General features: G+C 73.9%; 20 protein-coding genes. 8 read left to right on the top strand and 12 right to left on the bottom strand.

The window, feature by feature from the left end; translation table 11 throughout:
* Positions 1-111: 111 nt before the first annotated feature.
* The 3 genes from ACZ7L0_RS02895 to ACZ7L0_RS02905 all read left to right on the top strand — a co-directional run bounded on the left by ACZ7L0_RS02895 (position 112) and on the right by ACZ7L0_RS02905 (position 4905).
* Complete coding sequence (locus tag ACZ7L0_RS02895; RefSeq protein ID WP_471240599.1) at positions 112-945, top strand: helix-turn-helix transcriptional regulator; 834 nt, start codon at positions 112-114, stop codon at positions 943-945.
* A gap of 145 nt (positions 946-1090) precedes the next feature.
* The gene (locus ACZ7L0_RS02900; protein ID WP_471240600.1) at positions 1091-3910 is read left to right on the top strand and encodes an AAA family ATPase; all 2820 of its coding nucleotides are present in this window, start codon (positions 1091-1093) and stop codon (positions 3908-3910) included.
* Between the two features lie 203 nt (positions 3911-4113).
* Positions 4114-4905: a S1 family peptidase gene (locus ACZ7L0_RS02905; RefSeq protein ID WP_471240601.1), complete on the top strand. Its 792-nt coding sequence runs from the start codon at positions 4114-4116 to the stop codon at positions 4903-4905.
* Positions 4906-5029: 124 nt separating this feature from the next.
* Here ACZ7L0_RS02905 and ACZ7L0_RS02910 read toward each other — a convergent pair whose 3' ends face one another.
* The gene (locus ACZ7L0_RS02910) at positions 5030-6148 is read right to left on the bottom strand and encodes a winged helix DNA-binding domain-containing protein (RefSeq protein WP_471240602.1); all 1119 of its coding nucleotides are present in this window, start codon (positions 6146-6148) and stop codon (positions 5030-5032) included.
* Positions 6149-6289: 141 nt separating this feature from the next.
* Between ACZ7L0_RS02910 and ACZ7L0_RS02915 the strand changes: the two genes are divergently transcribed.
* Positions 6290-6712 carry a hypothetical protein gene (locus ACZ7L0_RS02915; RefSeq protein WP_471240603.1) on the top strand — a complete coding sequence of 141 codons (423 nt, stop codon included), beginning with the start codon at positions 6290-6292 and terminating at the stop codon, positions 6710-6712.
* Here the strand turns inward: ACZ7L0_RS02915 and ACZ7L0_RS02920 are convergent.
* From ACZ7L0_RS02920 to ACZ7L0_RS02950, 7 genes are all read right to left on the bottom strand, one after another.
* Positions 6672-7139, bottom strand: a complete 468-nt coding sequence (locus tag ACZ7L0_RS02920; RefSeq protein WP_471240604.1) for an HIT family protein — start codon at positions 7137-7139, stop codon at positions 6672-6674. The genes ACZ7L0_RS02915 and ACZ7L0_RS02920 overlap by 41 nt on opposite strands.
* A 207-nt stretch (positions 7140-7346) precedes the next feature.
* Positions 7347-8657 (bottom strand): extracellular solute-binding protein, encoded by a 1311-nt coding sequence (locus ACZ7L0_RS02925; RefSeq protein ID WP_471240605.1) that lies wholly within the window; start codon positions 8655-8657, stop codon positions 7347-7349.
* Positions 8654-9658, bottom strand: coding sequence for a hypothetical protein (locus ACZ7L0_RS02930; RefSeq protein ID WP_471240606.1), 1005 nt, complete (start codon positions 9656-9658; stop codon positions 8654-8656). Before ACZ7L0_RS02930 ends, ACZ7L0_RS02925 begins: the two co-directional genes overlap by 4 nt.
* Positions 9655-11175 (bottom strand): VWA domain-containing protein, encoded by a 1521-nt coding sequence (locus ACZ7L0_RS02935; protein ID WP_471240607.1) that lies wholly within the window; start codon positions 11173-11175, stop codon positions 9655-9657. The genes ACZ7L0_RS02930 and ACZ7L0_RS02935 overlap by 4 nt, the downstream gene beginning before the upstream one ends.
* A gap of 40 nt (positions 11176-11215) precedes the next feature.
* Positions 11216-13519 (bottom strand): serine/threonine protein kinase, encoded by a 2304-nt coding sequence (locus tag ACZ7L0_RS02940; RefSeq protein WP_471240608.1) that lies wholly within the window; start codon positions 13517-13519, stop codon positions 11216-11218.
* 79 nt (positions 13520-13598) lie between these two features.
* On the bottom strand, positions 13599-15503 hold the full coding sequence (locus tag ACZ7L0_RS02945) for a S1 family peptidase (RefSeq protein ID WP_471240609.1): 1905 nt from the start codon (positions 15501-15503) through the stop codon (positions 13599-13601).
* Positions 15504-15613: 110 nt separating this feature from the next.
* Positions 15614-16258, bottom strand: a complete 645-nt coding sequence (locus ACZ7L0_RS02950) for a phosphoribosyltransferase (protein ID WP_471240610.1) — start codon at positions 16256-16258, stop codon at positions 15614-15616.
* Between the two features lie 109 nt (positions 16259-16367).
* On the opposite strand from ACZ7L0_RS02950, the gene ACZ7L0_RS02955 reads away from it, so the two are divergent.
* Positions 16368-17150, top strand: a complete 783-nt coding sequence (locus ACZ7L0_RS02955) for a polysaccharide deacetylase family protein (protein WP_471240611.1) — start codon at positions 16368-16370, stop codon at positions 17148-17150.
* An 86-nt stretch (positions 17151-17236) separates the two neighbouring features.
* Positions 17237-17677 carry an SRPBCC family protein gene (locus tag ACZ7L0_RS02960; RefSeq protein ID WP_471240612.1) on the top strand — a complete coding sequence of 147 codons (441 nt, stop codon included), beginning with the start codon at positions 17237-17239 and terminating at the stop codon, positions 17675-17677.
* 70 nt (positions 17678-17747) lie between these two features.
* Here the strand turns inward: ACZ7L0_RS02960 and ACZ7L0_RS02965 are convergent, their stop codons facing one another.
* The 4 genes from ACZ7L0_RS02965 to ACZ7L0_RS02980 all read right to left on the bottom strand — a co-directional run bounded on the left by ACZ7L0_RS02965 (position 17748) and on the right by ACZ7L0_RS02980 (position 22780).
* A complete protein-coding gene (locus tag ACZ7L0_RS02965) occupies positions 17748-18896 on the bottom strand; it encodes an XdhC family protein (RefSeq protein WP_471240613.1) in 1149 nt (382 codons plus the stop codon).
* A gap of 82 nt (positions 18897-18978) precedes the next feature.
* Positions 18979-21357 (bottom strand): xanthine dehydrogenase family protein molybdopterin-binding subunit, encoded by a 2379-nt coding sequence (locus ACZ7L0_RS02970; protein ID WP_471240614.1) that lies wholly within the window; start codon positions 21355-21357, stop codon positions 18979-18981.
* A 2-nt stretch (positions 21358-21359) separates the two neighbouring features.
* Positions 21360-21881: a (2Fe-2S)-binding protein gene (locus ACZ7L0_RS02975; RefSeq protein WP_471240615.1), complete on the bottom strand. Its 522-nt coding sequence runs from the start codon at positions 21879-21881 to the stop codon at positions 21360-21362.
* Positions 21881-22780: an FAD binding domain-containing protein gene (locus tag ACZ7L0_RS02980; RefSeq protein ID WP_471240616.1), complete on the bottom strand. Its 900-nt coding sequence runs from the start codon at positions 22778-22780 to the stop codon at positions 21881-21883. The genes ACZ7L0_RS02975 and ACZ7L0_RS02980 overlap by 1 nt, the downstream gene beginning before the upstream one ends.
* A 332-nt stretch (positions 22781-23112) precedes the next feature.
* Between ACZ7L0_RS02980 and ACZ7L0_RS02985 the strand changes: the two genes are divergently transcribed.
* Together ACZ7L0_RS02985 and ACZ7L0_RS02990 are read left to right on the top strand one after the other, a co-directional pair.
* On the top strand, positions 23113-24786 hold the full coding sequence (locus tag ACZ7L0_RS02985; RefSeq protein WP_471240617.1) for a PucR family transcriptional regulator: 1674 nt from the start codon (positions 23113-23115) through the stop codon (positions 24784-24786).
* 161 nt (positions 24787-24947) lie between these two features.
* The coding region (locus ACZ7L0_RS02990) for a hypothetical protein (protein WP_471240972.1) at positions 24948-25708 on the top strand (761 nt) is incomplete at its 3' end.

Below are 25708 nucleotides of genomic sequence, written 5' to 3' on the forward strand. Positions count from 1 at the left end.
GCCGGACCATTGCCGGGCGGCTCTCTGGCATCGTGTAATCCGTGATGCAGGTCTCACTACCCCCGAACGGGGGTGTGGGCAGCCCTGAGGTCGTGACGAAGGGGCGAACAGGTGACAGCAGACCCCGCCGAGGCGGTGGAGATACGCAGTGCGCTGGCCCGGCTGCGGCGCGCGACCGGGCTCCCGGTCGCCTTCGGCGGCCTGGTCGAGTCCGGCCGGACGCGGATGCGGATCAGCGAACTGAGCGGCACGGCGACCGTCGCCCTGCGCTCGCTCGCGGTGACCTCCGGCCACGGGCTCGGCGGCAAGGCGGTGGCACTGGCCCGGCCGTGCGCGGTGACGGACTACTCCGTCTCCCGGCAGATCAGCCACGAGTACGACCTCCCGGTGGCCGCGGAGGGCCTGCGCTCGGTGCTGGCCGTGCCGGTGGTGGTGCGGCGCCGGGTGCGGGGCGTGCTGTACGGCGCCCTGCGCACGGCCCAGCCGCTGGGCGACCGCACGCTGGGCGCGGCGGTGGCGGCGGCGCGGGACGTGGAGCAGGCGCTGGTCGTACGGGACGAGGCGCGGGGGCTGCTGGCGGCGGCCCGGCCGGAGCCCGCCCCCCGCGCGGACGCCGGCCCGGCCCGGGAGCAGGTGCGCGAGGCCCACGCCGCGCTGCGGGCCCTCGCCCCGCGGATCGGCGACCCGGACCTGCGGGCCGAGCTGCTGACCGCCTGCGCCCTGCTGACCTCCCCGGATCCGGCGACCGGCCCGAGCCTGACCCCCCGCGAACTGGACGTCCTGGCCTGCGTGGCGGGCGGCGCGACCAACGCGACGGCGGCGCGGCGCCTCGGTCTGCGCCCGGAGACCGTCAAGGGCTACCTCCGCTCGGCCATGCGCAGACTGGGCGCCCACACACGCGGGGAAGCGGTGTCCGCGGCCCGGCGCGCGGGCCTGCTGCCGTAGCCGCCGCACACCCCGTTCCATTCATGCGCCCGCGCTTTGAATTTCCTTATGCTCAGCCCCTGTTATTTCCCTCACCACGGCTTCCGTCCGAATTTCGGGGTACGTTGCCTAGAATTTGGCCCGGACACGACACACGAGGGGAGCGGTGACCGTGCGACGGGACTTCCAGGAGCCTGCGAGATGCCGCCCCGACCTGGTCATCGGCCGGGAGGAGCTGTTCACGGCCGCCCACGAGCAGCTCACCCGAGGCGGCAGCGTCCTGCTCCACGGCCCCGCCGGAATAGGGAAATCGACCGTCCTGCGGGCATTGGCCGCGGAATACGCCGGTGCCGCCCACACCGTGTTGCGCTGCTCCGCCACCGAGTCCGAATCCCACCTCCCCTTCCTCGCGCTCGCCGACCTCCTCGGCCTGGTCCTCGACCGGGTCTCCGCCCGGCTCCCCTCCGCCCAGCGCACCGCCCTGGAGTCCGCGCTCACCGGCCGCGGCGAGTCCACCCTCCAGCGCGACGGGCTCGCCCTGCGGCTGGCCGTGCTGTCCGCGCTGCGCGCGCTGGCCGCCGAGGGCACCGTCCTCGTCGTCGCCGACGACCTGCAGTGGCTGGACCCGGCCAGCGCCGAACTCCTCGGCTTCGCCGCCCGCCGGCTGGGCGACACCCCGGTCCAACTGCTGTGCGCGGTACGCACGGAGGGGCAGGAGTACGACCGCCATCTACGCGCGTCCCCGCCCGACACCCTCGCCGTCCGGCTCGGCCCGCTGACCCGCGCCCAGGTCTCCGCCCTGCTCGACCACCGCGGCCACACCGGCCTGCCCCGCTCCACGGTCCGCGAGATCCACCGCACCAGCGGCGGCAACCCGCTCTTCGCCCTGGAGCTCGGCCGCGCCCTCGCCGAGAGCCCCACCCCGCCCCGGCCGGGCGAACCGCTGCCGGTGCCCACCTCGCTGCGCGCCCTGGTGCTCAGCCGCCTGGACATGCTGTCGGTTCAGGCCCGCCGCACGCTGCTGGTGGCGAGCGCGGGGGCGCGTCCCACGCCCGCCCTGCTGCATGCGGCCGGCCGGGAGAACGCCGAGGCCGAGTGCGCCCAGGCCGCCGAACTCGGGCTGCTGGCCACCGACCCGGAGGGACCCGCCGTACGGTTCGCGCACCCGCTGATCTCGGCCGCCCTGTACGCCGAAGCCCCGGCCCACGAACGGCGGGCCGCGCACGCCGCGCTGTCCACCGCCGCCTCCGATCCGATCGAGCGGGCCCGCCACCTCGCCCTGGCCACCACCGGCACCGACCCGGAGGCCGCCGCCCGGCTCGCCGAGGCCGCGGCGCTGGCCCGGGACCGGGGAGCGCCGTCCGTCGCCGCGCAGCTCGGACTGCTCGCCGCCCGGCACACCCCGGCCGGCGGGGTGCCCGGCCCGGACGACCGCCGGTTGCAGGCCGCCGAGGACGCGATCACCGCCGGGGAGGTCGACCTCGCCCGGGACATCGCCCGCGAGGTGCTGACCCGGGCGGCCGTGCCGGCGGACCGGGTACGGGCCTGGATCATCGTGATCGACACGGCTGGCCACACCATGACCGAGGTCGACGCCGTCTTCCCGCAGGCCCTCGCCGACGCCGGCGACGACCCCCGGCTGCTCGCCCTGGTCCACTACCAGATGGCCTGGCGGGCACTGATCGTGGAGGGCGACTTCACCGAGGCCCGCGAGGCCGCCGCGCACTCGGCGCGGCTGGCCGAACGCGGCGGCGACCGGCGCACCGAGCTGCTGGCGCTGGCCTTCCAGGCCCAGCTCGAAACGCTGATGGGCCATCCGTCGGCCCCGCTGACCATCAAGCGCGCGATGAAGGAGCCCCAGGACCCGAGGGTGGCGTGCCATCACAACGGCGCGGGCAGCGCCCGGTTCCGCTGGCTGGTCATGGGCGACCAGCTGGCCGAGGCGCGGGCGACCGTCACCGCGCTGCTGCGCGAGGTGCGGCGGCGCGGCTCGGTGGAGAGCGAGGTGCACTTCCTGCGCGGGCTCGCCGAGACCGAACTGCGCGCCGGGCACTGCGGCCGCGCGCTGGAGCTGGCCCGCGAGAGCCTCGCCCTGGCCCGGGACTCCGGGATCGGCGAGACCGCCTCCGCCATGCTCACCTCCCTCGCGGAGGCCTCCGGCGGCGATGTGGACCGGGCGCTCGCGCTGGCCCGGGAGGCGGTGGAGCACGCCGAGCGGGACGGCGACCAGATGTATCTCTCCCGGGCCCTGGGCGCCCTGGGATACGCCCAGTTGGTGGCCGGGGACCCGGCCGGCGCGGTCCGTTCGCTGCGCCGGGTGCGGGAGCTGGAGGAGGGCCTGGGCATCACCGACCCGGCACGCGGGCGCTGGCACGGCGACCTCGCCGAGGCCCTCGTGCGGATCGGCGCGCCGGACGAGGCGCAGGACGTCATCGACGTGACCCGGAAGCACGCGCTGCGGCTCGGCCGGGAGAGCGTGCTCGCCGTCCTGGACCGCGCCGAGGCCCTGGTCCGCGCCGCCCACGGCCAACTCGACGCCGCCCTGACCCAGTTGACGTCGGCCCAGGACCGGCTGGCCAAGCTCGGCCACGGCCTGGAGGAGGCCCGCGCCGCCTTCGCGCTGGCCCAGTTGCGCACCGCGGGACGGCCGGGGCCCACGGCGTACGACGAGCCCGCCCGGCTCTTCCGCCGCTGCCGGGCGCTGCCGTGGCTGCGTCAGGTGGACGCGGCCACCGCCGCGCCGGAGCCCGATCCGGAGCCGGTGGTGGCCGCGCCCGCGGCCCTCGACGCCCTGGAGGGCCTGGCCTCGATGGAGCGTCAGGTCGCCGCGCTGGTCATGGAGGGCGCCACCAACCGGGAGATCGCCGCACGTCTGTTCATCAGTGTCAAGACGGTGGAGGCGACCCTCACCCGGGTCTACCGCAAGCTGGGGATACGGTCGCGGGTGGACATAGTCCGTTTGGCGGCGGGCCGCCGCGCGAAGTGACAACCCGGCCGGTTTACTGAGCCGGACCGAGGGTTTTCCCTGCCCCACTCCGCTAGGGGGTTCCCTCATTGGGAGGAGGGTGTTCCGGGTCATAGCTTGAACTCGTGCCGCTCGCCCGGGCATATGGGGGTCGGTCCCGCGACCCCCATGCTTCACCCCCACACCCGCGCGTCCCCCCACCGGCAACCCCACTGAGGAGACTCATGTTCGGGCTCAACCGCGCCAGAAAGACCGCCGCCGTCATCACGGCGGCCGCTGCCGCCGCCGCGACCGCGCTGCTCACCGCTCCGGCCGCCGTAGCCGCTCCCCAGCCCATCGTCGGCGGCACGACGACCACGACGACCGCGTACCCGTTCGTCATGCAGATCACGGACGCCTCCGGCAACCAGTTCTGCGGCGGCACCCTGGTGGCGGCGAAGAAGGTCGTGACCGCCGCGCACTGTATGGCCGGCGAGACCACCAGCAGCGTCCGTGTCGTCGGTGGCAGGACGTACCTGAACGGCACCAACGGCACGGTCAGCAAGGTCAGCAAGATCTGGGTCAACCCGGACTACACGGACGCCACCAACGGCGACGACGTGGCCGTACTCACCCTGTCGACGTCGATGTCGTACACCCCGGCGTCGTACGTCTCCTCCTCCCAGACCAGCGTGTACGCGGCCGGCACCACCGCCCGCATCCTCGGCTGGGGCACCACCTCGGAGAACGGCAGCTCCTCCAACCAGCTGCGGACCGCGACCGTCCCGATCGTGTCCGACACCAGCTGCAAGAGCTCCTACGGTTCGGACTTCGTCCAGACCGACATGGTTTGCGCCGGATACACCTCCGGCGGCGTAGACACCTGCCAGGGCGACAGCGGCGGTCCCCTGCTCATCGGGGGCGTCCTGGCAGGGATCACTTCCTGGGGCGAGGGGTGCGCGGAGGCCGGTTACCCGGGTGTGTACACCCGGCTGACCACCTTCTCGAACCTGGTGACCGCACAGGTCAACTCGTAACCCGGTAAGCCTCCCGAGACCCCTCGGGTAGATGCCAGGGTGGCGTTGCGGGCCTCCACGAGCGGCCCGCAACGCCACCCTTTCCATGTTCTGCATGTTCCGCATGCCCCCGGGGCCGACGGCCTCATGACCGTACGACGGTGCCGAACCGGATGTCGTACGACGTCCCGGCGTGCATCGTCTCGAGCATCCGCCGTCCCTCCGCCTCCACTTCCTCCCGCTGAGTCCCGGTCAGCCGGCCGAAGGGCTCGACGACCAGCGCCTCACCCTCCCGCTTCCACACCCCCGCCAGGAAGCCGTCGACGAGGAGGGTGCGGTGGGCCTGGTTGCCCCGCCAGCCGCGGCCCCGGTACTCGGGGGGTACGACGCGGGTGCGGTCGGCGTGCGAGAGGAGCAGGTTGTCGAACTCGGGCAGGAAGCGGGGCGGGGCCGGGGTGTCCGGGTCGGGGCGGGGCGCGTCGGGGAGGTCGAAGAGTTCGACGCCGTTGCCGTCCCGGAAGGTGACGAGCCGTGGGCTCAGGCGTTCGAAGGCCGCCCGCAGCCTCGTCAGGCCCGCCCAGGTCTGCATGTCCCGCACGGATGCCGGGCCGAAGGCGGCGAGGTAACGCAGTACGACGGCGTCCGGCGTCGGCGCGGGTTCGGCCGGGCGGCCGAGCCAGTGCTCGGCGGTGGTCAGGGCGACCTGGCCGCTGCGGCCCCACAGCCCGCGCGGGGTGACCTGGACGAGCGGCAGCCTGCACCGGGCGGCGAGGGCCAGCGCCCGCGGGTCGGCCTGCGGCCACCGGGCGGACAGGGCCTGACGCAGCTGCGTCATCGTGCGCGGCTCCGCCTCCACCAGCTCGCGGGCGAGCGCGGCCAGCCGGTCCAGGTCGACGCCGGTGAGCCCGTCGCGGAAAGCGTTCAGCTCGCGGTCCCGGGCGGGCTGGACCAGCGGGCGCAGCGTGAGGCAGTCCTCCGCCGTGTGCGTGTGGATGGTCGAGCGCATGGTCACGATCCGGACGGCCGCGCGGTCGGCCATGAGACGCGAGAGATCCTCCGGGACGAACCGGTCCAGCCGGGCGGCGAGCGCGTAGTACGGCGGTTTGACGTTCTGCGCCTGCAGCCCGAGAAGATGCTCGACGGCGGCCCCGGCCGACAGCGCCGACCGGCGCAGCAGCAGTTGCCGGTCGAGGGTGGCCCGGCCCAGGGCGCGAGGGCAGAGCACGGGGGCACTCGTCGTCGTGAGGGCGCTGCGCTTCGTCATGACCGCACGCTAACGCCCGTTGCGGACACGTTCGGTCCGCGACTCTCACGGGGACGAACTACTCTGCCTGGAGGCGGGTTTCGAGCGGAACGAGGGGGTCAAGAAGATCTCGACGCGGAACAACGGCTTTGGGGGGAACCGATGTCGGCTGGGAACGGCTCCGGACTGGACGACGGCCGGATCAAGCATCTGGAGCTGATCCAGATGGTGGTGGCCCGGATGGGCAACAACTCGTTTCTGATAAAGGGCTGGTCGCTGACGGTCACCGGCGCGCTGCTGGCGTTCGCCGTCGGCAACGGCACGCGGTCCGTCGCGCTGGTGGGCCTGGTGCCCATCGTGGCCTTCTGGCTGCTCGACGGCTACTTCCTCTACCAGGAGAGGCTGTTCCGCCGCCTGTACGACCGGGTGCGCCGGCCGGAGGCGACCGTCGAGCCCTTCGCCATGAACGTGGCAGCGGATCGGGAGCGGGCGGGTGCGCTGAAGGCGGCGGCGTCCCCCACCATCGCCTGCTTCTACGGGGGCCTCACCCTCGCCCAGATGTTCGCTCTGCTGTTCGTGGTGTGAGCGCGTCACGCAGCCGTCGCGCCGAGTCGTCGAGCACGGCCGGGTCCTCCTCGCCGTCCACGGGCCACAGATGGGGCATCCGGTCGCCGTCGAAGCGCGGCACCACGTGGACGTGCAGATGGGGCACCGTCTGCGTGGCCACGGCGCCGGACGACTGGATGACGTTCAGCCCGCCGGGGCGGTGGACGGCCCGCACCGCGTGCGCCGCCCGGAGCACCGCCGCCCCCACCGCCGCCGCCGTCTCCCGGTCGAGGTCCCAGATGTCCCTGACATGGCGCCGGGGCACCACGAGGACATGCCCGGGGTGGACCGGCCTGAGCGGCAGGAAGGTCAGGGTGTCGGCGGTACCGGCGACCGTCCGGGCCGGTTCGGCGCCGGCGGCGATCCGGCAGAAGGCGCAGTCGGGCACGGGGGGCTGCTGTGTCATGGCTCGACGATAGGCCGGGGGACCGGCCCGGCCGTCAGCGGGCGCCCGCGCCCGCGTCGGGGAACGCCAGCGGCAGATCCATCACCCGGTCCCGGTCGAGGTGGGGCAGGCTTCGCGGCGAACCGGCTGTGGAACCGTCACCAGCGCCCGCCCGTGCCGGACGCGCACGGAACCGGGGCCGGCCACGAGCCCGTCGACGGTCTCCCCTCAGTCCGAGTCTCGGTCGCAGACCGATGACAGCCAGGTCAGATTGCCGTCGTCCCTGAGCGCGTCCAGGTTCTCCAGCAGGGACTGCAGCCGGTCCGGCTGGGCGAGGAAGTCGATGGTGGCCTGGGTGAAGGCGTCGCGTACCGAGGGGGGCATGGCGTCGGAGGCGTCGAAGCAGTGCACGGCCTGCCCGTCGAGCAGTGTGGTGGCGAGCTCCTGGGCCTGCGGGCCCTGGTAGTCGTCCGCCTTCACACCGGTGTTGACGGAGAAGCCGGCCTCCTCCTTGCTCCACTTCCGCTGCGCCTCGGCGGAGGCCAGGTAGCGGATCAGCTTCTTGGCCTGCGGGGTGGCGTGCAGCAGGGCGACCAGGTCGCCGGAGACCTCCCAGGTGCCGGAGCCGGCCTCGCCGCCGAGCAGCGGAGCGGACGCCTGGTAGCGGGCGTCCGCCTCCTTCCAGGCCTGCTTGCTGCTGACGAAGGAGCCCTGGTGTTCCAGGCTGCACTGCCGCGGCTTCTCGGCGACCAGCGCGGACGCGTCCTGGTAGTGGGTGGTCAGGGCGCGGCGGACGAGGTCCGGGTCGCCGGCGTCGACCATGCGCTTCCAGGCCGTCCAGGCGTCCTGCACGGAGGGGGAGGTCCAGGCGAGGTCGCCACGGGCCCAGTCCTGGTAGGCCTTCCAGCCGGACCGCTGCAGGAGAAGGTCCTCGATCCAGTCGGTGCCGGGCCAGCCGCTGGTCGCGCCGGCGCCCATCCCCAGGCACCACTCGCGCGGCCGTTTGGCGGCGGCGGCGCGCTGCCGCTCGGTCATCCCGTCGGGGTACCAGACGATGCTCTTGATGTCGGCCTTCAGCGGGAACCAGTAGCCGCCGCCGGTGAACGCGGTGGGCCAGGACGTGCTGAAGGCGCCCTTCGGGATCAGCCGGTCGACGCGCTGCAGCTTGTGCCGTCCGACGTAGGAGGCGAGTTCGCCGGGGCCGGTGAGCACCACCACGTCGGGCGGGGTGCCCGCCTCGACGTCGGCGCTGAGCACCTGGCTCTCCGCGGAGCTGCCCTGGTAGTCGACGTGGATGTGTTCGTCCTTCTCGAAGGGGGCGAGCACGGTCTCCTTGAACCGCTCGGCCTCGCCGCCCGTCCAGTTGGCCAGCAGATGGACGGTCGGCTCCCGGCCGAAGTGGCGTACGCCCACGATCACGGCCGTCGCCAGCAGGGCCAGGCTGCTCGCCACGGCGATGACGGTGCGGACGGCCCGGCGGGACGGCCGGTGCCGGCGGGCGGGTACGGCCGCCGCGCTCCCGTTGTCGGGGGCGCTCACCGGGGTGTGAACCGGTAGTCGTCGATGTGTCGTCGCAGGCCCGCGTCGGCCAGTGCCATGAGCACGACCCCTCCGATCAGGATCCACACCGCCGCCGCCGCGCGGAAGCCGGTGTTCGCCAGGTGGGCGGCGACCTGACGGCCCGCCTCGGGAATGTCGGGCGGCGTCCCGTCGAGCCGGTCGCGCGCCTGTGCCATGCCGTGGTGCGTCCACAGGGTGAACAGCGCCACGGTGACGCATCCGGCCGCCAGCAGGGCCCCGGCGGCCAGCAGGGGCCGGCTGTATTTACGCCGGAACCGCCGGCGCAGGAAGAGCTGTGTCTCCAGCAGGGCCGCGGCCAGGGCGAGCGCCAGCAGCAGGGCCACGCTCCAGCCCAGCCACAGCGTCGGGCCGAAGGCGGTCTGGCTCCTGACCATGCCCTGGTGCTGTTCCTGCAGTTCCTTCAGCCTCGGCATGATCCCCGCGTCCGGGTCGTCCAGGATGCTGGTGGCGTAGAGGCGGTAGGCCTCGCTGAGTTCGGGGAAGTCCTGCTCGCGCAGTCCCTTCTGGACCATGCCGGTGTACACGGTGATCAGTCCGGCCACCGTCTGCAGGGCCTGGCGGCCCGACGCGCCGCCCACGTCGTCGGCGGCGGTCACGGCGAGGCTCTGCGCGGCGACCGAGATCTGCGTCTGGAACTCGCTGGTGGAAGGCGTGGCCGAGGTCGCCTCCGCCTCCGCCGTCTCCAGCGCGTGCTGCGCGGTGTCGATGGCGAGGACGGCCGGCGCGCTGGAGGTGCGCAGCGGGTCCGCGTCCCCGTGCACCCCCTCGTAGGAGAGGAAGAGGGCGAGGGTGAGTGCGGCGCTGAGGCCGAGCAGCAGTCGGCGGCGCAGGGTCAGCTCGCGGGCGGTGGTGCTGCCGGCGCTGCCGTCCCACCGGCCGGTGAGCCGGTCGAGGAGGCGGGACAGCAGGGCCGGTGCGGGGTGTCCGACGGTGTCGCGGGGCCGGGTCACCGCGCTCATGCCGACTCCTCCAGCGGTCTTCCGCAGTCGCCGCCGCAGTAGCGGGAGCCGGCCGGGCCGAGCCACTGGCAGTGCGGGCACTGGACCAGTTCGCCGCCGCCACCGCCCGGTCCCGGGTCGCCGGATGCCGCGGGGGCCCGCTCGGGGGCGGCGGGCGGCTGGGGGGTGGTCAGGGCGCTGGAGAGGATCAGGTGCTGCCAGTCGACGTCCTTGAGGCCGTCGCGGACGTGGACCTGGTGCGGGGGTGTGGCGTCCCGGTCGGTGACGCGCAGCAGGTCCTGCCGCAGCCGGGCGTCGCCGAGCCGGTCCGCGAGCGACAGGGCACGGGCGAGTTCGGTGCCGGCCTGCGCCCGGCCGTCCGCGCCGCGCAGCCAGGCCCGGTAGGCCTCCGCGACGGCCTCGTAGGAGCGCTGGTACATCTGGTGGCGCTCCACGGCGGGGTGCTGCCGGGAGACGTCGTCGGGGTCGTCGGTCCAGTGGACCAGGATCGGTTGCGGGTCGGGCAGCCGTACGGGGTGGCCGGTGTCGGGTACGAGCAGTTCCACGGCGGCCAGTTGGAGGTCCTCGCCGTATTCCCGGCCGGACGGGTCGGCGGTGAGGACGACCTGGTAGTGCCGGACCTCGTCGGCCCAGCCCCGGGTGACGTACTCGGTGCCGCGCGCGCCCGGTTCGGCGGTGGTGGCGAGGAGTTCCTGTTCGCTCGGCACGACCTGTTTTACCTGCCGGATCACGGTGCCCTGGGTGGGGAGGAGCCGGATGCGCACCTCGGGGAGCGCGGTGCCGAGCAGTCCGCTCATCAACTCCTCGTACGCGGCGCGCAGTGCGGACTCGTCGCGGACCGCGTCCGCGCGTCCGTGCAGCCGTCGGGCGATGCTCAGCAGGACCTCGGCGTCCCAGCCGTCGCCGATGCCCCAGGCGTCGCAGATGAACTTTCCCTCGCAGGCGTCGAGGGCGTTCTCCAGCCGCGTGGCGGCCCGTTCGTCGTGCTCGTTGCGTCCGTCGGTGAGCAGCAGGACGTGCCGGATGGGCGCGTCCTGCCCGTCGAGGAGCCGCCGGGCGTGGTTGAGCCAGTTCCCGATGGCCGTACCGCCGTCCGCGTCCAGCATCCGTACCGCGAACTCGGCGGCGTCCCGCTCCTGCGGGTCGGCGACGGCCATCACCTCGCTGCCGGGGCCGGGGTGGACCACGGTCGCGTCGAAGCGTCCGGACAGCACGGCGAACGCGGTGCCGTCGGGGAGCATCCGGAGGGCGGCGGCGGTGGCGTCCTTGGCGGCGTGCAGTTTGGTCTCGGGGTGGAGCATCGACTTGGAGGTGTCGATGATCAGCACTTCGGCGAGCCCCGCGCCGGCGCCGCGCCGCCGTCCCGGCGGGGGGCGGTCGCCGGTGTTCCTGACCCCGACCTCGAGGATGGCGTGCATCTCCGCCCGCCGCGGCGGGCCGCCGGACGCCGGCTCGGCGGACAGGTACTTGTTCTGGCCCACTTTCAGTGTGACCTCGATGGCCCCGGCCTCGCTCATCGCGTCAGCTCCCCCTTGGCGCCTGTTCATCCACGTTCTCTCAGAACTTGGTCATCGGACGGACGGTGTTGGCCAGGTCCAGCAGCCGGCCGTGTTCGTCGGCGGTGCGCCCCTGTCCGGCCAGTTGCCGCAGCGACTGCTCGAGGAGTTCCCGGAGCGCCTCCTCGGTGCCGGACCCCAGCAGCGTGCCGCCCGGGAACTCCGGTCCCCAGCCCTGCGCCGGCCAGCAGCCGAGGACGTTCTCCCGTATCTCCGCGACCAGCCGGGCCCGGGACGCGCCGTCGCTCTCGCCGCCGTCCAGCCGGAGCAGGGGCAGCCGCCGGACGGCGTCCGTGAGGTCGGCCACGGACGGCGGCCGGCCGCACAGGGTGCCGGTGCGGACGCGTACGGCGGCGATCCGGGCCGCGTCGTAGTGCCGGGAGGTGGAGGGGACGTCGTCGAGGACCAGTACGGCCTTGTCGCGCCGGCCGGAGGCCAGGTGGCCGCGGGCGAGTCCGAAGGCGGCGGGGGCGTGGGCGAAGTCCCGTTTCCACACGGCTTCGTAGAACTTCATCGCCCGGTCGGTCTGGGCCTGCCGGCGCGGTTCCTCGCCCTGGGCCGCCCGGGCCTCGGCGTGTCGCTCCGCGCAGTAGCCGAGGGCCAGCTTGGGGACGTACTCGCCGGGCAGCGCCCGGAACACCGCGTCGAAGCAGTCGCCGGCGCGGCGCACGTCCGCCGTGCTCAGGTGCAGGACGCCGCGGTGCCAGGCGATGCGCCAGTCGTAGGGGGCGTCCGCCTGCCCGAGTTGGGTCTCGGCCTCGGCGAGCCACTTCTCGGCCTGGTCCTGCCGTCCGCCGCGGAGGTAGGCGCGGCACAGCCACAGCGCGGTCTCGGCGGTGCCCAGCCGGGACTCGCGGCGGTACTGCGCGGCGACCCGGTCCGGCGCCTCCGGCGGGAACGTGTCCAGCAGCAGGGCGGCGCCGTCCTCGGGGTCGGGGACGGGCTGCGGCAGGGCGCCGGCCACCTCGGCGGCGGGCGGCGCGGCGAAGGACAGCTCGCGCGGGGTGCCGTCGGGGCGGTCCGTCCAGTGGCCGAGCGAGGGGATCGCGCCGAGGCCCGCGTCGAGCGCTGCGTCGGTGGGCGAGAACCGGGTGGAGCTCTCGGGCAGCTGTTCGCCGAAGTTCAGCGAGCGGAACTCCCGTAGTGCCTCCCACAGTTGGCGGGACATCTCGGCCGCCGAGCGGAACCGGGCCCGGGGCTCGCGATGGGTGGCCCGCTCGGTGATCAGCCGGAAGGTGTCGGGGGCGAGCCCGGGGGCGGGTTCGGCGGTCCGGGCCAGCGCCCGCAGGGTCATGCCGACCGTGTAGAGGTCGCTGTCGACGTGCCAGCCGCGCTGCCCGACCTCCGTCTGGGGCGGGGCGTAGGTGGCCGTGTACACGTAGGCCGAGTCGCGGTCGCCGATGGCGCGGACCGCGCCGAGGTCGATGACCTTGACGTCCCGCCCGAAGTGGATGACGTTGGCGGGCTTCATGTCGCAGTAAAGCAGCCCCCGTTCGTGCATGTACTGCAGGGCGCCGAGGATCTTGCACCCGTAGGTCAGGACGTGGTCGAGGCGGGGGCGGCCCTGGAAGAGGTGGGTGACGTCCTCGGCGTCGAAGAGCCGTTGCAGGGAGCGGCCGCCGATGTAGTCCATGACCAGGTACCCGGTGGGCGACCGGCCGGGGGCCTGGTGTTCGGCGTAGGTGATGATGCGGACGATGTCGGGGTGGTGCAGCTCGGTGAGCGAGCGCTGTTCCTCGACGGCGTTGCGGCGGGCGAGGGCGTCGTGGACGTTGATCAGCCCCTTGAGGACCACGCGGTGGCCCTGTGCGCGGGTGTCCTCGGCGAGGTAGACCCAGCCGAGGCCGCCGTGGGCGAGGCAGCCGAGGATGCGGTAGTGGTCGGCGACCACGTCGTCCCGGCGCAGTTCGGGCAGGAAGGAGTAGGCGGTGCCGCAGCGCGGGCAGCGGCCGGTGGCCCGGGGCTGCTGGCCGCCGTAGCCGACGCCGATCACCATGTCGCAGCCGCCCGCGCCGCAGCGGCGGCCTCCGGTGGGCGGTCGGGGGTCCTCGACGAGGTCGTCGGTGTCCGGGACCGGGACCTCGGGCAGGACGACCAGTCCGTGCTGGTCGAGGCCCCCGACACCGGGCACCGCGAGCACGGCGGGCGGTTCGGCACCGCGTTCCGCCTCGGCGCTCGGAGGGTCCTTGACGGGGGGCCGGGGCGTGGGCTCCTCCCTCCAGGTAGCGGCGCGGTGGCCGCAGGTGTCGCAGTATCCGGTGGCCAGGACATGCCCCGCACAGCCGGGCCGGTCACACGGCGCCATCACGCCCCCTCCCCAGACGAACCTCCGAAGCCACGACGCCCGCCACGGCCCCCCGGACTCCCCCGGCCACACGCCACCATCACGCCCCCTCCCCGGGTGAGCGGCGGAATCCGCGGCGCCTGCCGCGGCCGCCTGGGCTCCCCGGGGCCCCGTCGCCGGGGTCACCGTCGGCGGCCGGGCCGTGGGCGGTGTCGCAGTCGCCCGGATCGTCCCCGGCGGGGGACGGAGGTGCGCCGGCCGGGCCGGTCTCGCCGCCACCGGAGTCCGGGCCGTCCTCGTCGTCCGCGGGACCTTCGCGCTCGCCCGGTGGGTCCGAGACGAACGCGACGAACTCATTGACGGCCTCCCGGGCCTTCTGGAGGTCGCAGGGCCGCTGGCGAAGGAGGCGGGCGGCGATCTCGTAGAGCCGGTGCGCCTTCAGGTCATGGTCGCGGTCCCGCGGGCCGGACCGCTGCAGCCACAGGGACCGGACGCCGAGGAGCAGGCCGAGCAGTCCGTCGCGGTCCCTGATGCGCTCGTCGAGGTGGTCGGCCGACTGCCGCAGGCGCTGTTCGCGCCGCTCGGCCGCCGCTTCGTAGACGAACAGGTCGCCGGCGGGCCGCGGTCCGGGGGCCGGGCGGGCGGCCACCTGTTCGAGCAGGACGACGGTGCGCCGGTAGCCGTCCTCGGCCCGGGCGATCAGCTTCTCGGTGCCGGGGTCCGGGGCGGGCAGCACCTCGGCGAGGCGCTGGTGGAGGCCGGGGCCGAGCCGGTCGACGATCCGTTTGAGGTCCGACCGCAGCCGGCTCCAGCGGGCCCGCGACGGTTCCCGTACCAGGGTTTCCTCGGCCTGTTCCGCGAGTCCCCCGGGGCTGCGGAACACCAGCAGCAGGCGCGCCTGCTGCTGGGCGAGCAGGTCGAGCAGGCCGAGCAGCCGGACGGGTTCGGCCGCCTCGTCGACGCCCACCAGGACGGCGGTGAGCGGCGTGCGCAGTTCGGCGATCCGCTCCGGCAGGCCGCCCAGGGGGTCCCTCGGGACGCCGAGCCGGTCGGCGATCCGCTCCGTGACCTGGGCGACCGTCATGCCCTTGACGACCAGGGCGAGGTCGTGGCTGCCGGCCGGGGGGACGGTGTCGGGCGGGTCGCCGGAGAACCGGCTGGTGTTGTCCCGGGTGCGCAGTTCGCGGTCGGCCAGCGTGACGGCCCGGCCCAGTGTCCAGGCCCGTCGGCCGCGGGCCGGGACCACGGTGACCAGCACCGGCCAGCCCTCGCCGCGAAACCAGCCCGCCAGTTCGGTGGCGAACTCCACGTCGAGTTCGCCGGGGGCCTGCCTCGGGCGGAGCTTGGGGTCGACGGCGGACTGGCCGTCCGTCCAGGCGGCGACCTGCGGAAGGTGGCGCAGGATGGTCTCGGCGGGGCTCATGTACGTGAAGAGGGAGGCGTGCCCCTCGTCGACGCTGAGCACGATGCCGATGAGCCGGCCGGTGGCGAGGTCGACGACGCCTGCGCCGCTGAATCCGGGGCTGGCCAGTTCTCCCGGGGTGTCGGGGCGCAGTTGGACCTGGCTGTCCCGGCCCCGGCCGCCGACCACGGCGGCGCCGTGCCACCGGCCGGCGTCGTCGCCCACCGGAAAGCCGTACATCCGCACCCCCTGCCGGGAGGTGGCGAGGCGGAACAGCCGGGTGGCGTCCTTGGCGGGTCTGGGTTCGGCGAGGCGCAGCAGGGCGAGGTCTCCGGCGCTGTCGCCGAAGGCGTCCACCTCCTGCGGGATCCACTCCGGTTCGCCGACGGTGGCGGCCACGGACGGGACGGTGCCGGTGGCCGCCCCGACGAAGTGGACGACGTAGGGCCGGCCCGGTTCGACGACATGGGCACAGGTGAGCACCCAGTCGGGGCTCAGCAGCACCCCGGCACCGACGACGTGCCCCTCCGCGTCATGGATGCGGGCGATCCAGTGTGGTGTGCGTAAGTCGAATTCGACGGCTCGCTCCCCCGTGCCTGCCATGTCTTGCGACATTACTCGCGATGACTCTCCGGGACCACTGGTGCGCGCAGAGTCTTGACGGGTCGGTGTGATGGCGGTCGGCAGGGCGCGCGTGTGCGCGCCGCGCGCGGTCAGTGCTGCGCGTGCAGCGCGTCGAGCACGTCCGCGTCGGTCATCTGCTCGAAGTCCTCGTACCACTGGCCGACGGCGGTGAAGAAGGCCGGCCGGTGCACGCAGACCACGTCGTCGGCCTCGTCGCGCATCCGGTCGAGCGAGTCGGGGGCGCCGACGGGTACGGCCAGCACGAGGCGGGCGGGCGACCGGCGCCGGACGTGGCGCAGCGCGGCGCGGGCGGTGGAGCCGGTGGCCAGTCCGTCGTCCACGACGATCACGGTGCGTCCCGCGAGGTCGGGCGGCGGGCGGCCCTGCCGGTAGCGGCGTTCGCGGCGGTGCAGTTCGGCGCGTTCGCGCTCCACCACCTGGGCGAGCGTCTGTTCGCTCAGGCCCAGCCGGTGCACGGTCGCCTGGTCGAGGAGCGGCGGATCGTCCCCGGCGATCGCGCCGACGCCGAACTCCTCGTGGAAGGGGGCGCCGATCTTGCGTACGACGAGCACGTCGAGGGGGGCGTCCAGTGCCCGCGCGACCTCCTCGGCCACCGCGACGCCGCCGCGGGGCAGGGCCAGGACGACGGGGTCGGGCAGGGTGCCCTGCTCCTGCATGGTGCGCAGCCGCGCGGCCAGTTCCCGGCCGGCCTGCGCGCGGTCCCGGAAGCGCATGGGTCTTCCTCTCCGGCGGGGCTCGGTTCTCTCCCTCCATGGTGGCCGCAGTCGCCCGGAATCACGGTATTCGAACACGTGATCTATACACTGCGTGTATAGTCCGCGCATGCCTCTTTCGACCGAGAAGATGAGAAGACGCGCGTCCCGGTTCCGCGTCACCGCGACGTTTATGGCCGCCGCCTGTCTGGCCCTGACCGGCTGCGCGGACGTCGACACCACCGCCCCGGCCGCCGCCCGCGCCCAGGCCGCGGCGGGTGCCCCGGCCCGGTTCGGGACCGTCGACTGCCGTCAGGCCAAGTGCATCGCGCTCACCTTCGACGCCGGGCCCAGCGAGAACTCCGCCCGGCTGCTCGACATCCTCGAGGAGAAGAAGGTCCCGGCGACCTTCTTCCTGCTCGGCAAGCGGCACATCGAGAAGTACCCGGAGCTGGTGAAGCGGATGGCGGCCGAGGGCCACGAGGTCGCCAGCCACACCTGGGACCACAAGATCCTGACCCGGATATCGGACGGGCAGATACGCGAGGAACTGGAGCGGCCGAACAAGGCGATAGAGCGCCTGACCGGGCACCGGCCCACGCTGATGCGCCCGCCGCAGGGCCGGACCGACGCGACCGTGCACCGGATCAGCCGCGAGCTGGGGCTCGCCGAGGTGCTGTGGAGCGTGACCGCGAAGGACTACACGACCACCGACTCCGCGCTGATCACCAAGCGCGTCCTCGCGCAGGCGTCCCGGGACGGGATCATCCTGCTGCACGACATCTACCGGGGGACCGTTCCGGCCGTGCCCGGGATCATCGACGCGCTGAAGGAGCGCGGGTACGTGTTCGTGACCGTGCCGCAGCTCCTCGCCCCCGGGAAGGCCGAGCCCGGAGAGGTCTACCGGCCGTAGCCCCACCGGGGTTCGGGCATTGCGCCGTCCGCGTGAACCGGCGGCCCGTCTCCCGCGCACCCGGCCCGCTTCCCTACGATCGTCGCGTGGTCACCTTCCTCCTCCAGCGCACGGCACCGCTCCCCATCGACGAGGCGTGGCGCCGGCTCACGGAGTGGTCCCGGCACGCCGACACCGTCCCGCTGACCCGGGTCAGCGTGGTCACGGACCCGCCGACCCATCAGGGCACGCTCGTCGTGGCCCGTTCGGGGATCGGCCCCCTCGCCTTCGACGACCCCATGGAGGTCACGGTCTGGCGCCCGCCCCAGGACGGCGAACCCGGCCTGTGCCGCCTGGTCAAGCGGGGCCGGGTGGTCCGCGGCTGGGCCGAACTGGAGGTACACCCGGGCCCCGGCGGCCGTACCCGGGTGCTGTGGCGGGAGGAGTTGGGGGTGCGGTGGCTGCCCGCCGCCTTCGACCGGCCTCTGGCCGCCGCCGCCCGCACGGTGTTCGGACGGGCCGTCAACGGGTTGCTGCGCACGCCGTGACGGCCGGGACGGCACCACCCGCGACCGTCGAACGGCGGCCCCGCGACGACCACTTCATCGTCGGCCGCCGTCAGGCCACCGACCCGATCCGCCCCGTCGGCGCCGGTGCCGTGTCATGGTGGATCGGAGTGTGCGCGCCGGTCAGAGGGACCCCGCTGCCGCCGCGGCGGTGGGCGACGATCTCCGCGGCGATGGACAGGGCGGTCTCCTCGGGCGTGCGGGCGCCGAGGTCGAGGCCGATGGGCGAGCGCAGGCGGGCCAGTTCCAGCTCGGTGACACCGACTTCGCGCAGGCGCTCGTTGCGGTCCAGGTGGGTCCGGCGGGAGCCCATCGCGCCGACGTAGGCGACCGGCAGGCGCAGCGCCAGCTTCAGCAGGGGTACGTCGAACTTGGCGTCGTGGGTCAGCACGCACAGGACCGTACGGGCGTCCACGGACGTCCGCTCCAGGTACCGGTGGGGCCAGTCGACGACGATCTCGTCGGCGTCGGGGAAGCGGTCCGGCGTCGCGAAGACCGGCCGCGCGTCGCACACCGTCACGTGGAAATTCAGGAACTTGCCGACGCGGACCAGCGCCGAGGCGAAGTCGATCGCGCCGAAGACGATCATCCGGGGCGGCGGGACCGAGGACTCGATCAGCACCGTCAGCGGCGCCCCGCAGCGGGAGCCCTGTTCACCGGTCTCCAGGGTGCCGGTGCGGCCCGCGTCCAGGAAGGCCGCGGTCTCGCCCGCCACCGTGCGGTCCAGCTCCGGGTGTGCGCCGAAGCCGCCCTCGTACGAGCCGTCCGCACGCACCAGCAGCGCCCGGCCCGGCAGTCCGGCCGGGCCGGAGACGATCCGCGCGAGTGCCGCCGCCTCCCCGCGCGCGGCGGCGGCCAGCGCGGCGGCCACCGGCGGGGCGGGGTCGGCGGCCCGGACCGGGGTGACCAGGATGTCGATGACGCCGCCGCAGGTCAGCCCGACGGCGAAGGCGTCGTCGTCGCTGTACCCGAAGCGCTCCAGGACGGTTTCGCCGTCCCGGAGCGCCTGTTGGCACAGGTCGTAGACGGCGCCCTCCACACACCCGCCGGAGACCGAGCCGATCGCCGTGCCGTCGGCGTCCACCGCGAGGGCCGCGCCGGGCCGGCGCGGGGCGCTGCCGCCGACGGCCACCACGGTGGCGACGGCGAAGTCACGGCCCTGCCCGAGCCACCGGTTCAGCTCCTCGGCGATGTCCAGCATCTGTCGCTCTCCTCGGCGGCGGTGGTGTAGAGGGTGTCCGGGATCGGCGGGCGCATGCCCGGCGGGCTCGCCCCCCGGAGGGTCACATGCCGGTCAGGTGCTCCGGACGTACCGGTGTGCGGTCGAGTTCGAGCCCGGTCGCGTCGCGGATGGCCGCCAGGACCGCCGGGGTCGACGACAGCGTGGGCGCCTCGCCGACGCCGCGCAGCCCGTACGGGGCGTGGTCGTCGGCGAGTTCGAGGACGTCGACCGGGATGGTCGGGGTGTCGAGGATGGTGGGGATCAGGTAGTCCGTGAAGGAGGGGTTGCGCACCTTCGCCGTGCTGGGGTCGACGATGATCTCCTCCATCACCGCGATGCCCAGGCCCTGGGTGGTGCCGCCCTGGATCTGGCCGAGGACCGACAGCGGGTTGAGCGCCTTGCCGACGTCCTGGGCGCAGGCCAGCTCGACCACCTTGACCAGGCCGAGCTCGGTGTCGACCTCGACGACGGCGCGGTGCGCGGCGAAGGAGTACTGGACGTGCCCGTTGCCCTGGCCGGTGCGGAGGTCGAAGGGCTCGGTCGGCCGGTGCCGCCACTCCTCCTCGACCTCCACGGCCTGGTCGCCGAGGACGTCCACCAGGTCGGCGAGGACCTCGCCGGCGTCGGTGACGACCTTGCCGCCCTCCAGGAGCAGTTCGGCGGTGGCCCAGGCGGGGTGGTAGGAGCCGAACGCGCGGCGCCCGAGCTCCAGCACCTTCTCACGGACCTTCTCGCAGGCGTTCTTCACGGCGCCGCCGGTGACGTACGTCTGCCGGGAGGCCGAGGTGGAACCGGCGCTGCCCACCCGCGTGTCGGCCGGCTGGATGGTCACCTGGGCGACGCCCAGCTCGGTGCGGGCGATCTGCGCGTGGACGGTGACACCGCCCTGGCCGACCTCCGCCATGGCCGTGTGCACGGTGGCGACGGGCTCGCCGCCCACGACCTCCATGCGCACCCTGGCGGTGGAGTAGTCGTCGAAGCCCTCGGAGAAGCCGACGTTCTTGATGCCGACCGCGTAGCCGACGCCGCGTACGACGCCTTCGCCGTGCGTGGTGTTGGACAGGCCGCCGGGCAGCTGCCGTACGTCCGCGCCCTCGCTGCTCTCCCACTGGCGCTCCGGCGGCATGGGCATCGCCTTGACGCGGCGCAGGAGTTCGGCGACGGGGGCGGGTGAGTCGACCGGCTGGCCGGTCGGCATGATCGTGCCCTGCTCCATGGCGTTCAGCTGCCGGAACTCCACCGGGTCCAGGCCGAGCCGTTTCGCCACCTTGTCCATCTGCGCCTCGTAGGCGAAGCACGCCTGGACCGCGCCGAAGCCGCGCATGGCGCCGCAGGGCGGGTTGTTGGTGTAGAGGGCGATGGCCTCGATCTCGACGTCGTCGACCTGGTACGGGCCGATGCCGAGGGAGGAGGCGTTGCCGACGACGGCCGGGGAGGCGGAGGCGTACGCCCCGCCGTCCAGGACGATCCGGCACTTGACGTGGGTGAGCTTGCCGTCCTTGGTGGCGCCGTGCTCGTAGTACAGGCGGGCCGGATGGCGGTGGACGTGCCCGAAGAAGGACTCGAACCGGTTGTAGACGATCTTCACCGGCTTGCCGGTGCGCAGCGCCAGCAGGCAGGCGTGGATCTGCATCGACAGGTCCTCGCGACCGCCGAACGCGCCGCCCACGCCGGACAGCGTCATGCGTACCTTCTCCTCGGGCAGGCCGAGGACGGGTGCGATCTGGCGCAGGTCGGAGTGGAGCCACTGGGTGGCGATGTACAGGTGGACGCCGCCGTCCTCCTCGGGCACGGCGAGCCCGGACTCGGGGCCGAGGAAGGCCTGGTCCTGCATACCGAAGTAGTACTCGCCCTTGACGATCACGTCGGCCCGCTCCGCGGCCTTCGCCGCGTCGCCGCGGACGATCGGCTGGCGGTGGAGGATGTTCGGGTGCGGGACGTGGCCGATGTGGTGGTCGGTGCGGCCTTCGTGGACGAGGATCGCGTCCGGGGCGGTCGCGGAGGCCTCGTCGGTGATCACCGGCAGCTCGCGGTAGTCCACCTTGATCTTGGCGGCGGCGCGGCGGGCGGTCTCGGGGTGGTCGGCGGCGACGATGGCGACCGGCTCACCGTGGTGGCGGACCTTGCCGTGGGCGAGGACGGGGGTGTCCTGGACCTCCAGGCCGTAGTTCCGCACGTCGGTCGGCAGGTCGTCGTACGTCATGACGGCGTAGACGCCCGGCGTGGCGAGGGCCTCGCCGGTGTCGATGGAGACGATCTCCGCGTGGGCGACCGTGGAGCGCAGGATCTGGCCCCAGAGCATGTCCTCGTGCCACATGTCGGACGAGTACGCGAACTCGCCGGTGACCTTGAGGGTGCCGTCCGGGCGGAGCGTGGACTCGCCGATGCCGCCCTTGGTCCGCGTACCCTGCGTGATCTTGGTGGGAGCGCCGTTGGGCATGCTCAGACCCCCTCGGACCGGCGGGCGGCCGCGAGGCGCACCGCGTCCATGATCTTCTCGTAGCCGGTGCAGCGGCACAGGTTCCCCGACAGGGCCTCGCGGATGTCCGCGTCGGAGGGGTTCGGGTTGCGTTCGAGCATCTCGTCGGCGGCGACCAGCAGACCCGGGGTGCAGAAGCCGCACTGGACGGCGCCCGCGTCGATGAACGCCTGCTGGACGGGGGCGAGTCCGGCGTCCTCGCCGGTGCCGGTGCCGCCCGTGCCGCGGGATCGCTGCCGGGCGTACTCCGCCAGGCCCTCGACCGTGACGACCTCGCGGCCCTCGACCTGGCCGGCGGCGACCAGGCAGGAACACACCGGCACGCCGTCCAGGCGCACGGTGCACGAACCGCACTCGCCCTGCTCGCAGGCGTTCTTCGAACCGGGCAGGCCGAGGCGCTCGCGCAGCACGTACAGCAGGGACTCGCCCTCCCACACGTCGTCGGCTTCCTGCGGGCGTCCGTTGACGGTGAAGTTGACGCGCATTACGCGGCGCCTCCCTTCCTGAAGGCGGTGCGGCCGGCGCCGCGGTAGGACTCCCAGGTCCAGGTCAGCGTGCGGCGGGCCATGACGCCGACCGCGTGGCGGCGGTAGCTCGCGGTGCCCCGGACGTCGTCGATCGGGTTGCAGGCGCCGGAGCACAGGTCCGCGAATTGTTTGGCGACCGACGGGGTGATGATCTTTCCGTTGTCCCAGAAGCCGCCCTCCTCGAGCGCCGCGTTCAGGAACTCCTCGGCGGCCTTCGCCCGGACGGGGGTGGGCGCCGCCGAGCCGATGCCGGTGCGGACGCTGCGGGTCTCGGGGTGCAGGGCGAGGCCGAAGGCGCACACGGCGATGACCATGGCGTTGCGCGTGCCGACCTTCGAGAACTGCTGCGGGCCGTCGGCCTTCTTGATGTGCACGGCCCTGATGAGCTCGTCGGCGGCGAGCGCGTTGCGCTTCACACCGGTGTAGAACGCGTCGATCGGGATCCGGCGGGAGCCGCGCACCGACTCGGCCTCCACCTCGGCGCCCGCCGCGAGCAGCGCGGGGTGGGCGTCCCCGGCCGGGGAGGCGGTGCCGAGGTTGCCGCCGACGCCGCCGCGGTTGCGGATCTGCGGGGAGGCGACCGTGTGCGAGGCGAGGGCCAGGCCCGGCAGCTCGGCGCGGAGGTTCTCCATGATCCGCGTGTACGGCACGGAGGCGCCCAGCCGCACGCTGTCCCCGCCGGTCTCCCATTCGTGGAGCTCGCCGATGCGGCCCAGGTCGAGGAGGTACTCGGGCCGCCGGTGGTCGAAGTTGATCTCGACCATCACATCGGTGCCGCCCGCGATCGGCACAGCGGTGGGGTGCTCGGCCTTCGCGGCGAGCGCCTCCTCCCAGCTGGCGGGGCGAAGGAAGTCCATGACCGGCTCTCTTCTCGTATCGGGGGTCGTACGGATCGAGCCAATCCGGTGCGGCGGGCCCGGCTCGTTCATGTGCTGTTCTACGCCAAGTGGACTCAGTACACCGCTCGGTGCTCCGGTGCGGTCAGTCACCGAAACCATGAAGGAGTTGGCTGGCCAGAGCCTCCATCTTGTAGATTCGTATGAACGGAGGCCCTCAGTAACCTCTTCGTTTCGCCGTGGAAACAGGGGTACCGGCCCGAAAGGCCTCGGACGCGGCCGGCCCGGCCCCACCGGCGGGCCTCACCCAAGATCCATCGTAGTTTTCTAGACACAGGAACGGCGGCGAAGAGATGCGGCTGCGCGCACTGCTGGACACCGATGCGCTGGGCCTCAGGCTGCTCGGCGGCGAGGACGAGCTGGACCGTACCGTCCGCGGCGTCATGACCACCGACCTGCGGGACCCCAGCCGCTACCTCTCCGGCGGTGAGCTGGTGCTGACCGGCCTGGCCTGGCGCCGGGACACCGCGGACTCCGAGCCGTTCGTACGGATCCTGGTGCAGGCCGGGGTCGCCGCGCTCGCCGCCGGTGAGGCCGAGCTCGGGGACATCCCGGAGGACCTGGTCGTGGCCTGCGCGCGGCACCGGCTGCCGCTGTTCGCGGTGCACGAGTCGGTGGCGTTCGCGACGATCACCGAGCATGTCGTGCGGCAGGTCTCCGGCGAGCGCGCGGGCGACCTCGCGGCCGTGGTGGACCGGCACCGCCGGATGATGACCTCGGGCCCGGCGGGCGGCGGCCCGGACGTCGTCCTGGACCTGCTCGGCTCGGACCTGGACCTGCGCGCCTGGGTGCTGTCACCGGCCGGGCGCCTCATCGCGGGCCCCAAGGGCGCGGGCCCGGCGCTGCCGGCCGAGGTGTGCGCCGGGCTCGCCTCCGAACACCTGGCCGCCGGGCGCACCGGACGCCGGGGGCCGCACCGGCTGACGCTCGGCCAGACGGTGTACTCCCTCTTCCCGATCCGCAGCAGCGGGCGGTCCCCGCAGGCCGCCCGGGACGTGCGCGAGACGGTGCTGTCGGACTGGCTGCTGGCCGTGGAGGCCGACGCCGGGGACTGGCCCGCGGAGCGGCTGGACCTGCTGCAGGGCGTCACCCAGCTGATCGCGGTCGAGCGGGACCGGCGGGACGCGGCGCGCACGGTCCGGCGGCGGCTCGCCCAGGAGGTCCTGGAGCTGGTGCAGACGGGCGCGGCGCCCGCCGAGATCGCCGCCCGGCTGCGGGTCGCGGCGCCGGTGCTGCTGCCCGGCCTCGGCGCGGCCCCGCACTGGCAGGTGGTCGTCGCGCGCGTCGAGTGGGAGGGCGGGGAGATCGAGGGCGGGCCGGTGGCCCAGGCGCTGCTGGAGGAGATCCTGGTGGACCCCCGGGCGACCGGCCCCGAGCCCTCCGACCGGATCGCCGTCGCGCACACCGGCGACGAGGCGGTCGCCCTGGTCCCCCTCCCGGCCGTCTCCACCGAGCACGACGGCTCGGAGGCGGGAATCCTCGCCGACGCCCTCCTGGAGTCCGTACGGGAGCCGCTGTCGGCCGGGCTCGACGACGACGGGCGGCTCACGCTCGGCGTCAGCGCGGCCGTCCACTCCGCGGAGGGGCTGCGCGGGGCGCTGGAGGAGGCGCGGCACGCGCGGCGGGTCGCGGCTGCGCGGCCGGGCCCGGTGTGCGCGGCCGGGCACCAGGAGCTGGCCTCGCACGTCCTGCTGCTGCCGTTCGTCCCGGACGACGTCCGCCGGGCCTTCACCGCGCGCCTGCTGGACCCGCTGCGCGACTACGACCGCCGGCACCGGGCCGAGCTGATCCCGACGCTGGAGGCCTTCCTGGACTGCGACGGTTCCTGGACGCGCTGCGCCACCCGGCTGCACCTGCACGTCAACACGCTGCGCTACCGGGTCGGCCGGATCGAGCAGTTGACGGGGCGTGATCTGTCCCGGCTGGAGGACAAGCTCGACTTCTTCCTGGCGCTGCGCATGAGCTGAACGAGCGTGATCACGGGGGCGGTCACGGGCGGGGTTCGCCCCGCCACTTTGTGAAAACTTTCACCCAGCCCCTTGGCCCGGCCCTCCGATTGGTGCTGGAATGCGGCCACCACTCATAGCTCGATGGCGCGCTCGGGGAGGGCAACGTGGCGTACTCCGCCATGTATGGGAACGGAACGACCGCCGCTGACGATCCCCTCCAGACCGCGGTATGGCGGTTGCGCTCGCGGGCCTGCTGGGCCGACGCGGCGGCCCTGCTCCGGCCGGACACCGCGACGGCCGCGCTGCAACGGGCCGGGCTGCTGGTCGAGCGGTGCCTGTACACCGAGCGGGGCTGGGCGGAGGCCGAGGACGCGCTGCGCACCGCCGAGGCGCTGGCGCAGGACGACGAGGAACGGGGGGCGGCGGCCTGCGAGCGCGGGCAACTCGCCTACGCGGCCACGCTGCACGGGGTGCGCGACCGGGCCGACGAGGCGCGGGCCGCGCTGGGCCGGGCCGCCGCGCTGATCCCGCCCAACGCTCCGGGCCGGGTCCTGCTGGACTTCCGGCGCGGGCTGCTCGCCGAGAACCTGTCCCGCTCCCCCCAGGCGGCCCGCGCCGCCTACCGTCGGGCCCACGCCGGCGCCGCCGCGCACTCCGACCCGCTGCTGCTCTCCTTCACCTGGCGGCATCTGGCCGGACTCGCCCTGCGGGAGGGCGAGTTGGCCGAGGCACGACACGGTTTCACCGAGTCCCTCCGCATCCGCGAGGAGCTGGGCTACCTGGTCGGCACGGCCCCCGCCCTGGCCTCCCTCGCCGACACCGAGACCGAGCCGGAGGCATCCCGCCTACGAGAGGAGGCCCGCCGCCTGTTCCGCCTCCTCGGCGGCGTCCCCACCTGGCTGGCCCACCAACTGGCTCCACCGGCTCCGGGGGCGGCTAC

The organism is Streptomyces sp. NPDC039424 (genome assembly GCF_055639495.1).

What these genes read in the sequence shown, in the direction of transcription:
- ACZ7L0_RS02920 (WP_471240604.1), bottom strand. Translation starts at nt 7,139, where the DNA reads ATGACACAGCAGCCCCCCGTGCCCGACTGCGCCTTCTGCCGGATCGCC.
- ACZ7L0_RS02955 (WP_471240611.1), top strand. Translation starts at nt 16,368, where the DNA reads ATGCCTCTTTCGACCGAGAAGATGAGAAGACGCGCGTCCCGGTTCCGC.
- ACZ7L0_RS02965 (WP_471240613.1), bottom strand. Translation starts at nt 18,896, where the DNA reads ATGCTGGACATCGCCGAGGAGCTGAACCGGTGGCTCGGGCAGGGCCGT.
- ACZ7L0_RS02935 (WP_471240607.1), bottom strand. Translation starts at nt 11,175, where the DNA reads ATGAGCGAGGCCGGGGCCATCGAGGTCACACTGAAAGTGGGCCAGAAC.
- ACZ7L0_RS02970 (WP_471240614.1), bottom strand. Translation starts at nt 21,357, where the DNA reads ATGCCCAACGGCGCTCCCACCAAGATCACGCAGGGTACGCGGACCAAG.
- ACZ7L0_RS02980 (WP_471240616.1), bottom strand. Translation starts at nt 22,780, where the DNA reads ATGGACTTCCTTCGCCCCGCCAGCTGGGAGGAGGCGCTCGCCGCGAAG.
- ACZ7L0_RS02910 (WP_471240602.1), bottom strand. Translation starts at nt 6,148, where the DNA reads ATGACGAAGCGCAGCGCCCTCACGACGACGAGTGCCCCCGTGCTCTGC.
- ACZ7L0_RS02945 (WP_471240609.1), bottom strand. Translation starts at nt 15,503, where the DNA reads ATGGCAGGCACGGGGGAGCGAGCCGTCGAATTCGACTTACGCACACCA.
- ACZ7L0_RS02915 (WP_471240603.1), top strand. Translation starts at nt 6,290, where the DNA reads ATGTCGGCTGGGAACGGCTCCGGACTGGACGACGGCCGGATCAAGCAT.
- ACZ7L0_RS02905 (WP_471240601.1), top strand. Translation starts at nt 4,114, where the DNA reads ATGTTCGGGCTCAACCGCGCCAGAAAGACCGCCGCCGTCATCACGGCG.
- ACZ7L0_RS02985 (WP_471240617.1), top strand. Translation starts at nt 23,113, where the DNA reads ATGCGGCTGCGCGCACTGCTGGACACCGATGCGCTGGGCCTCAGGCTG.
- ACZ7L0_RS02940 (WP_471240608.1), bottom strand. Translation starts at nt 13,519, where the DNA reads ATGGCGCCGTGTGACCGGCCCGGCTGTGCGGGGCATGTCCTGGCCACC.
- ACZ7L0_RS02975 (WP_471240615.1), bottom strand. Translation starts at nt 21,881, where the DNA reads ATGCGCGTCAACTTCACCGTCAACGGACGCCCGCAGGAAGCCGACGAC.
- ACZ7L0_RS02950 (WP_471240610.1), bottom strand. Translation starts at nt 16,258, where the DNA reads ATGCGCTTCCGGGACCGCGCGCAGGCCGGCCGGGAACTGGCCGCGCGG.
- ACZ7L0_RS02930 (WP_471240606.1), bottom strand. Translation starts at nt 9,658, where the DNA reads ATGAGCGCGGTGACCCGGCCCCGCGACACCGTCGGACACCCCGCACCG.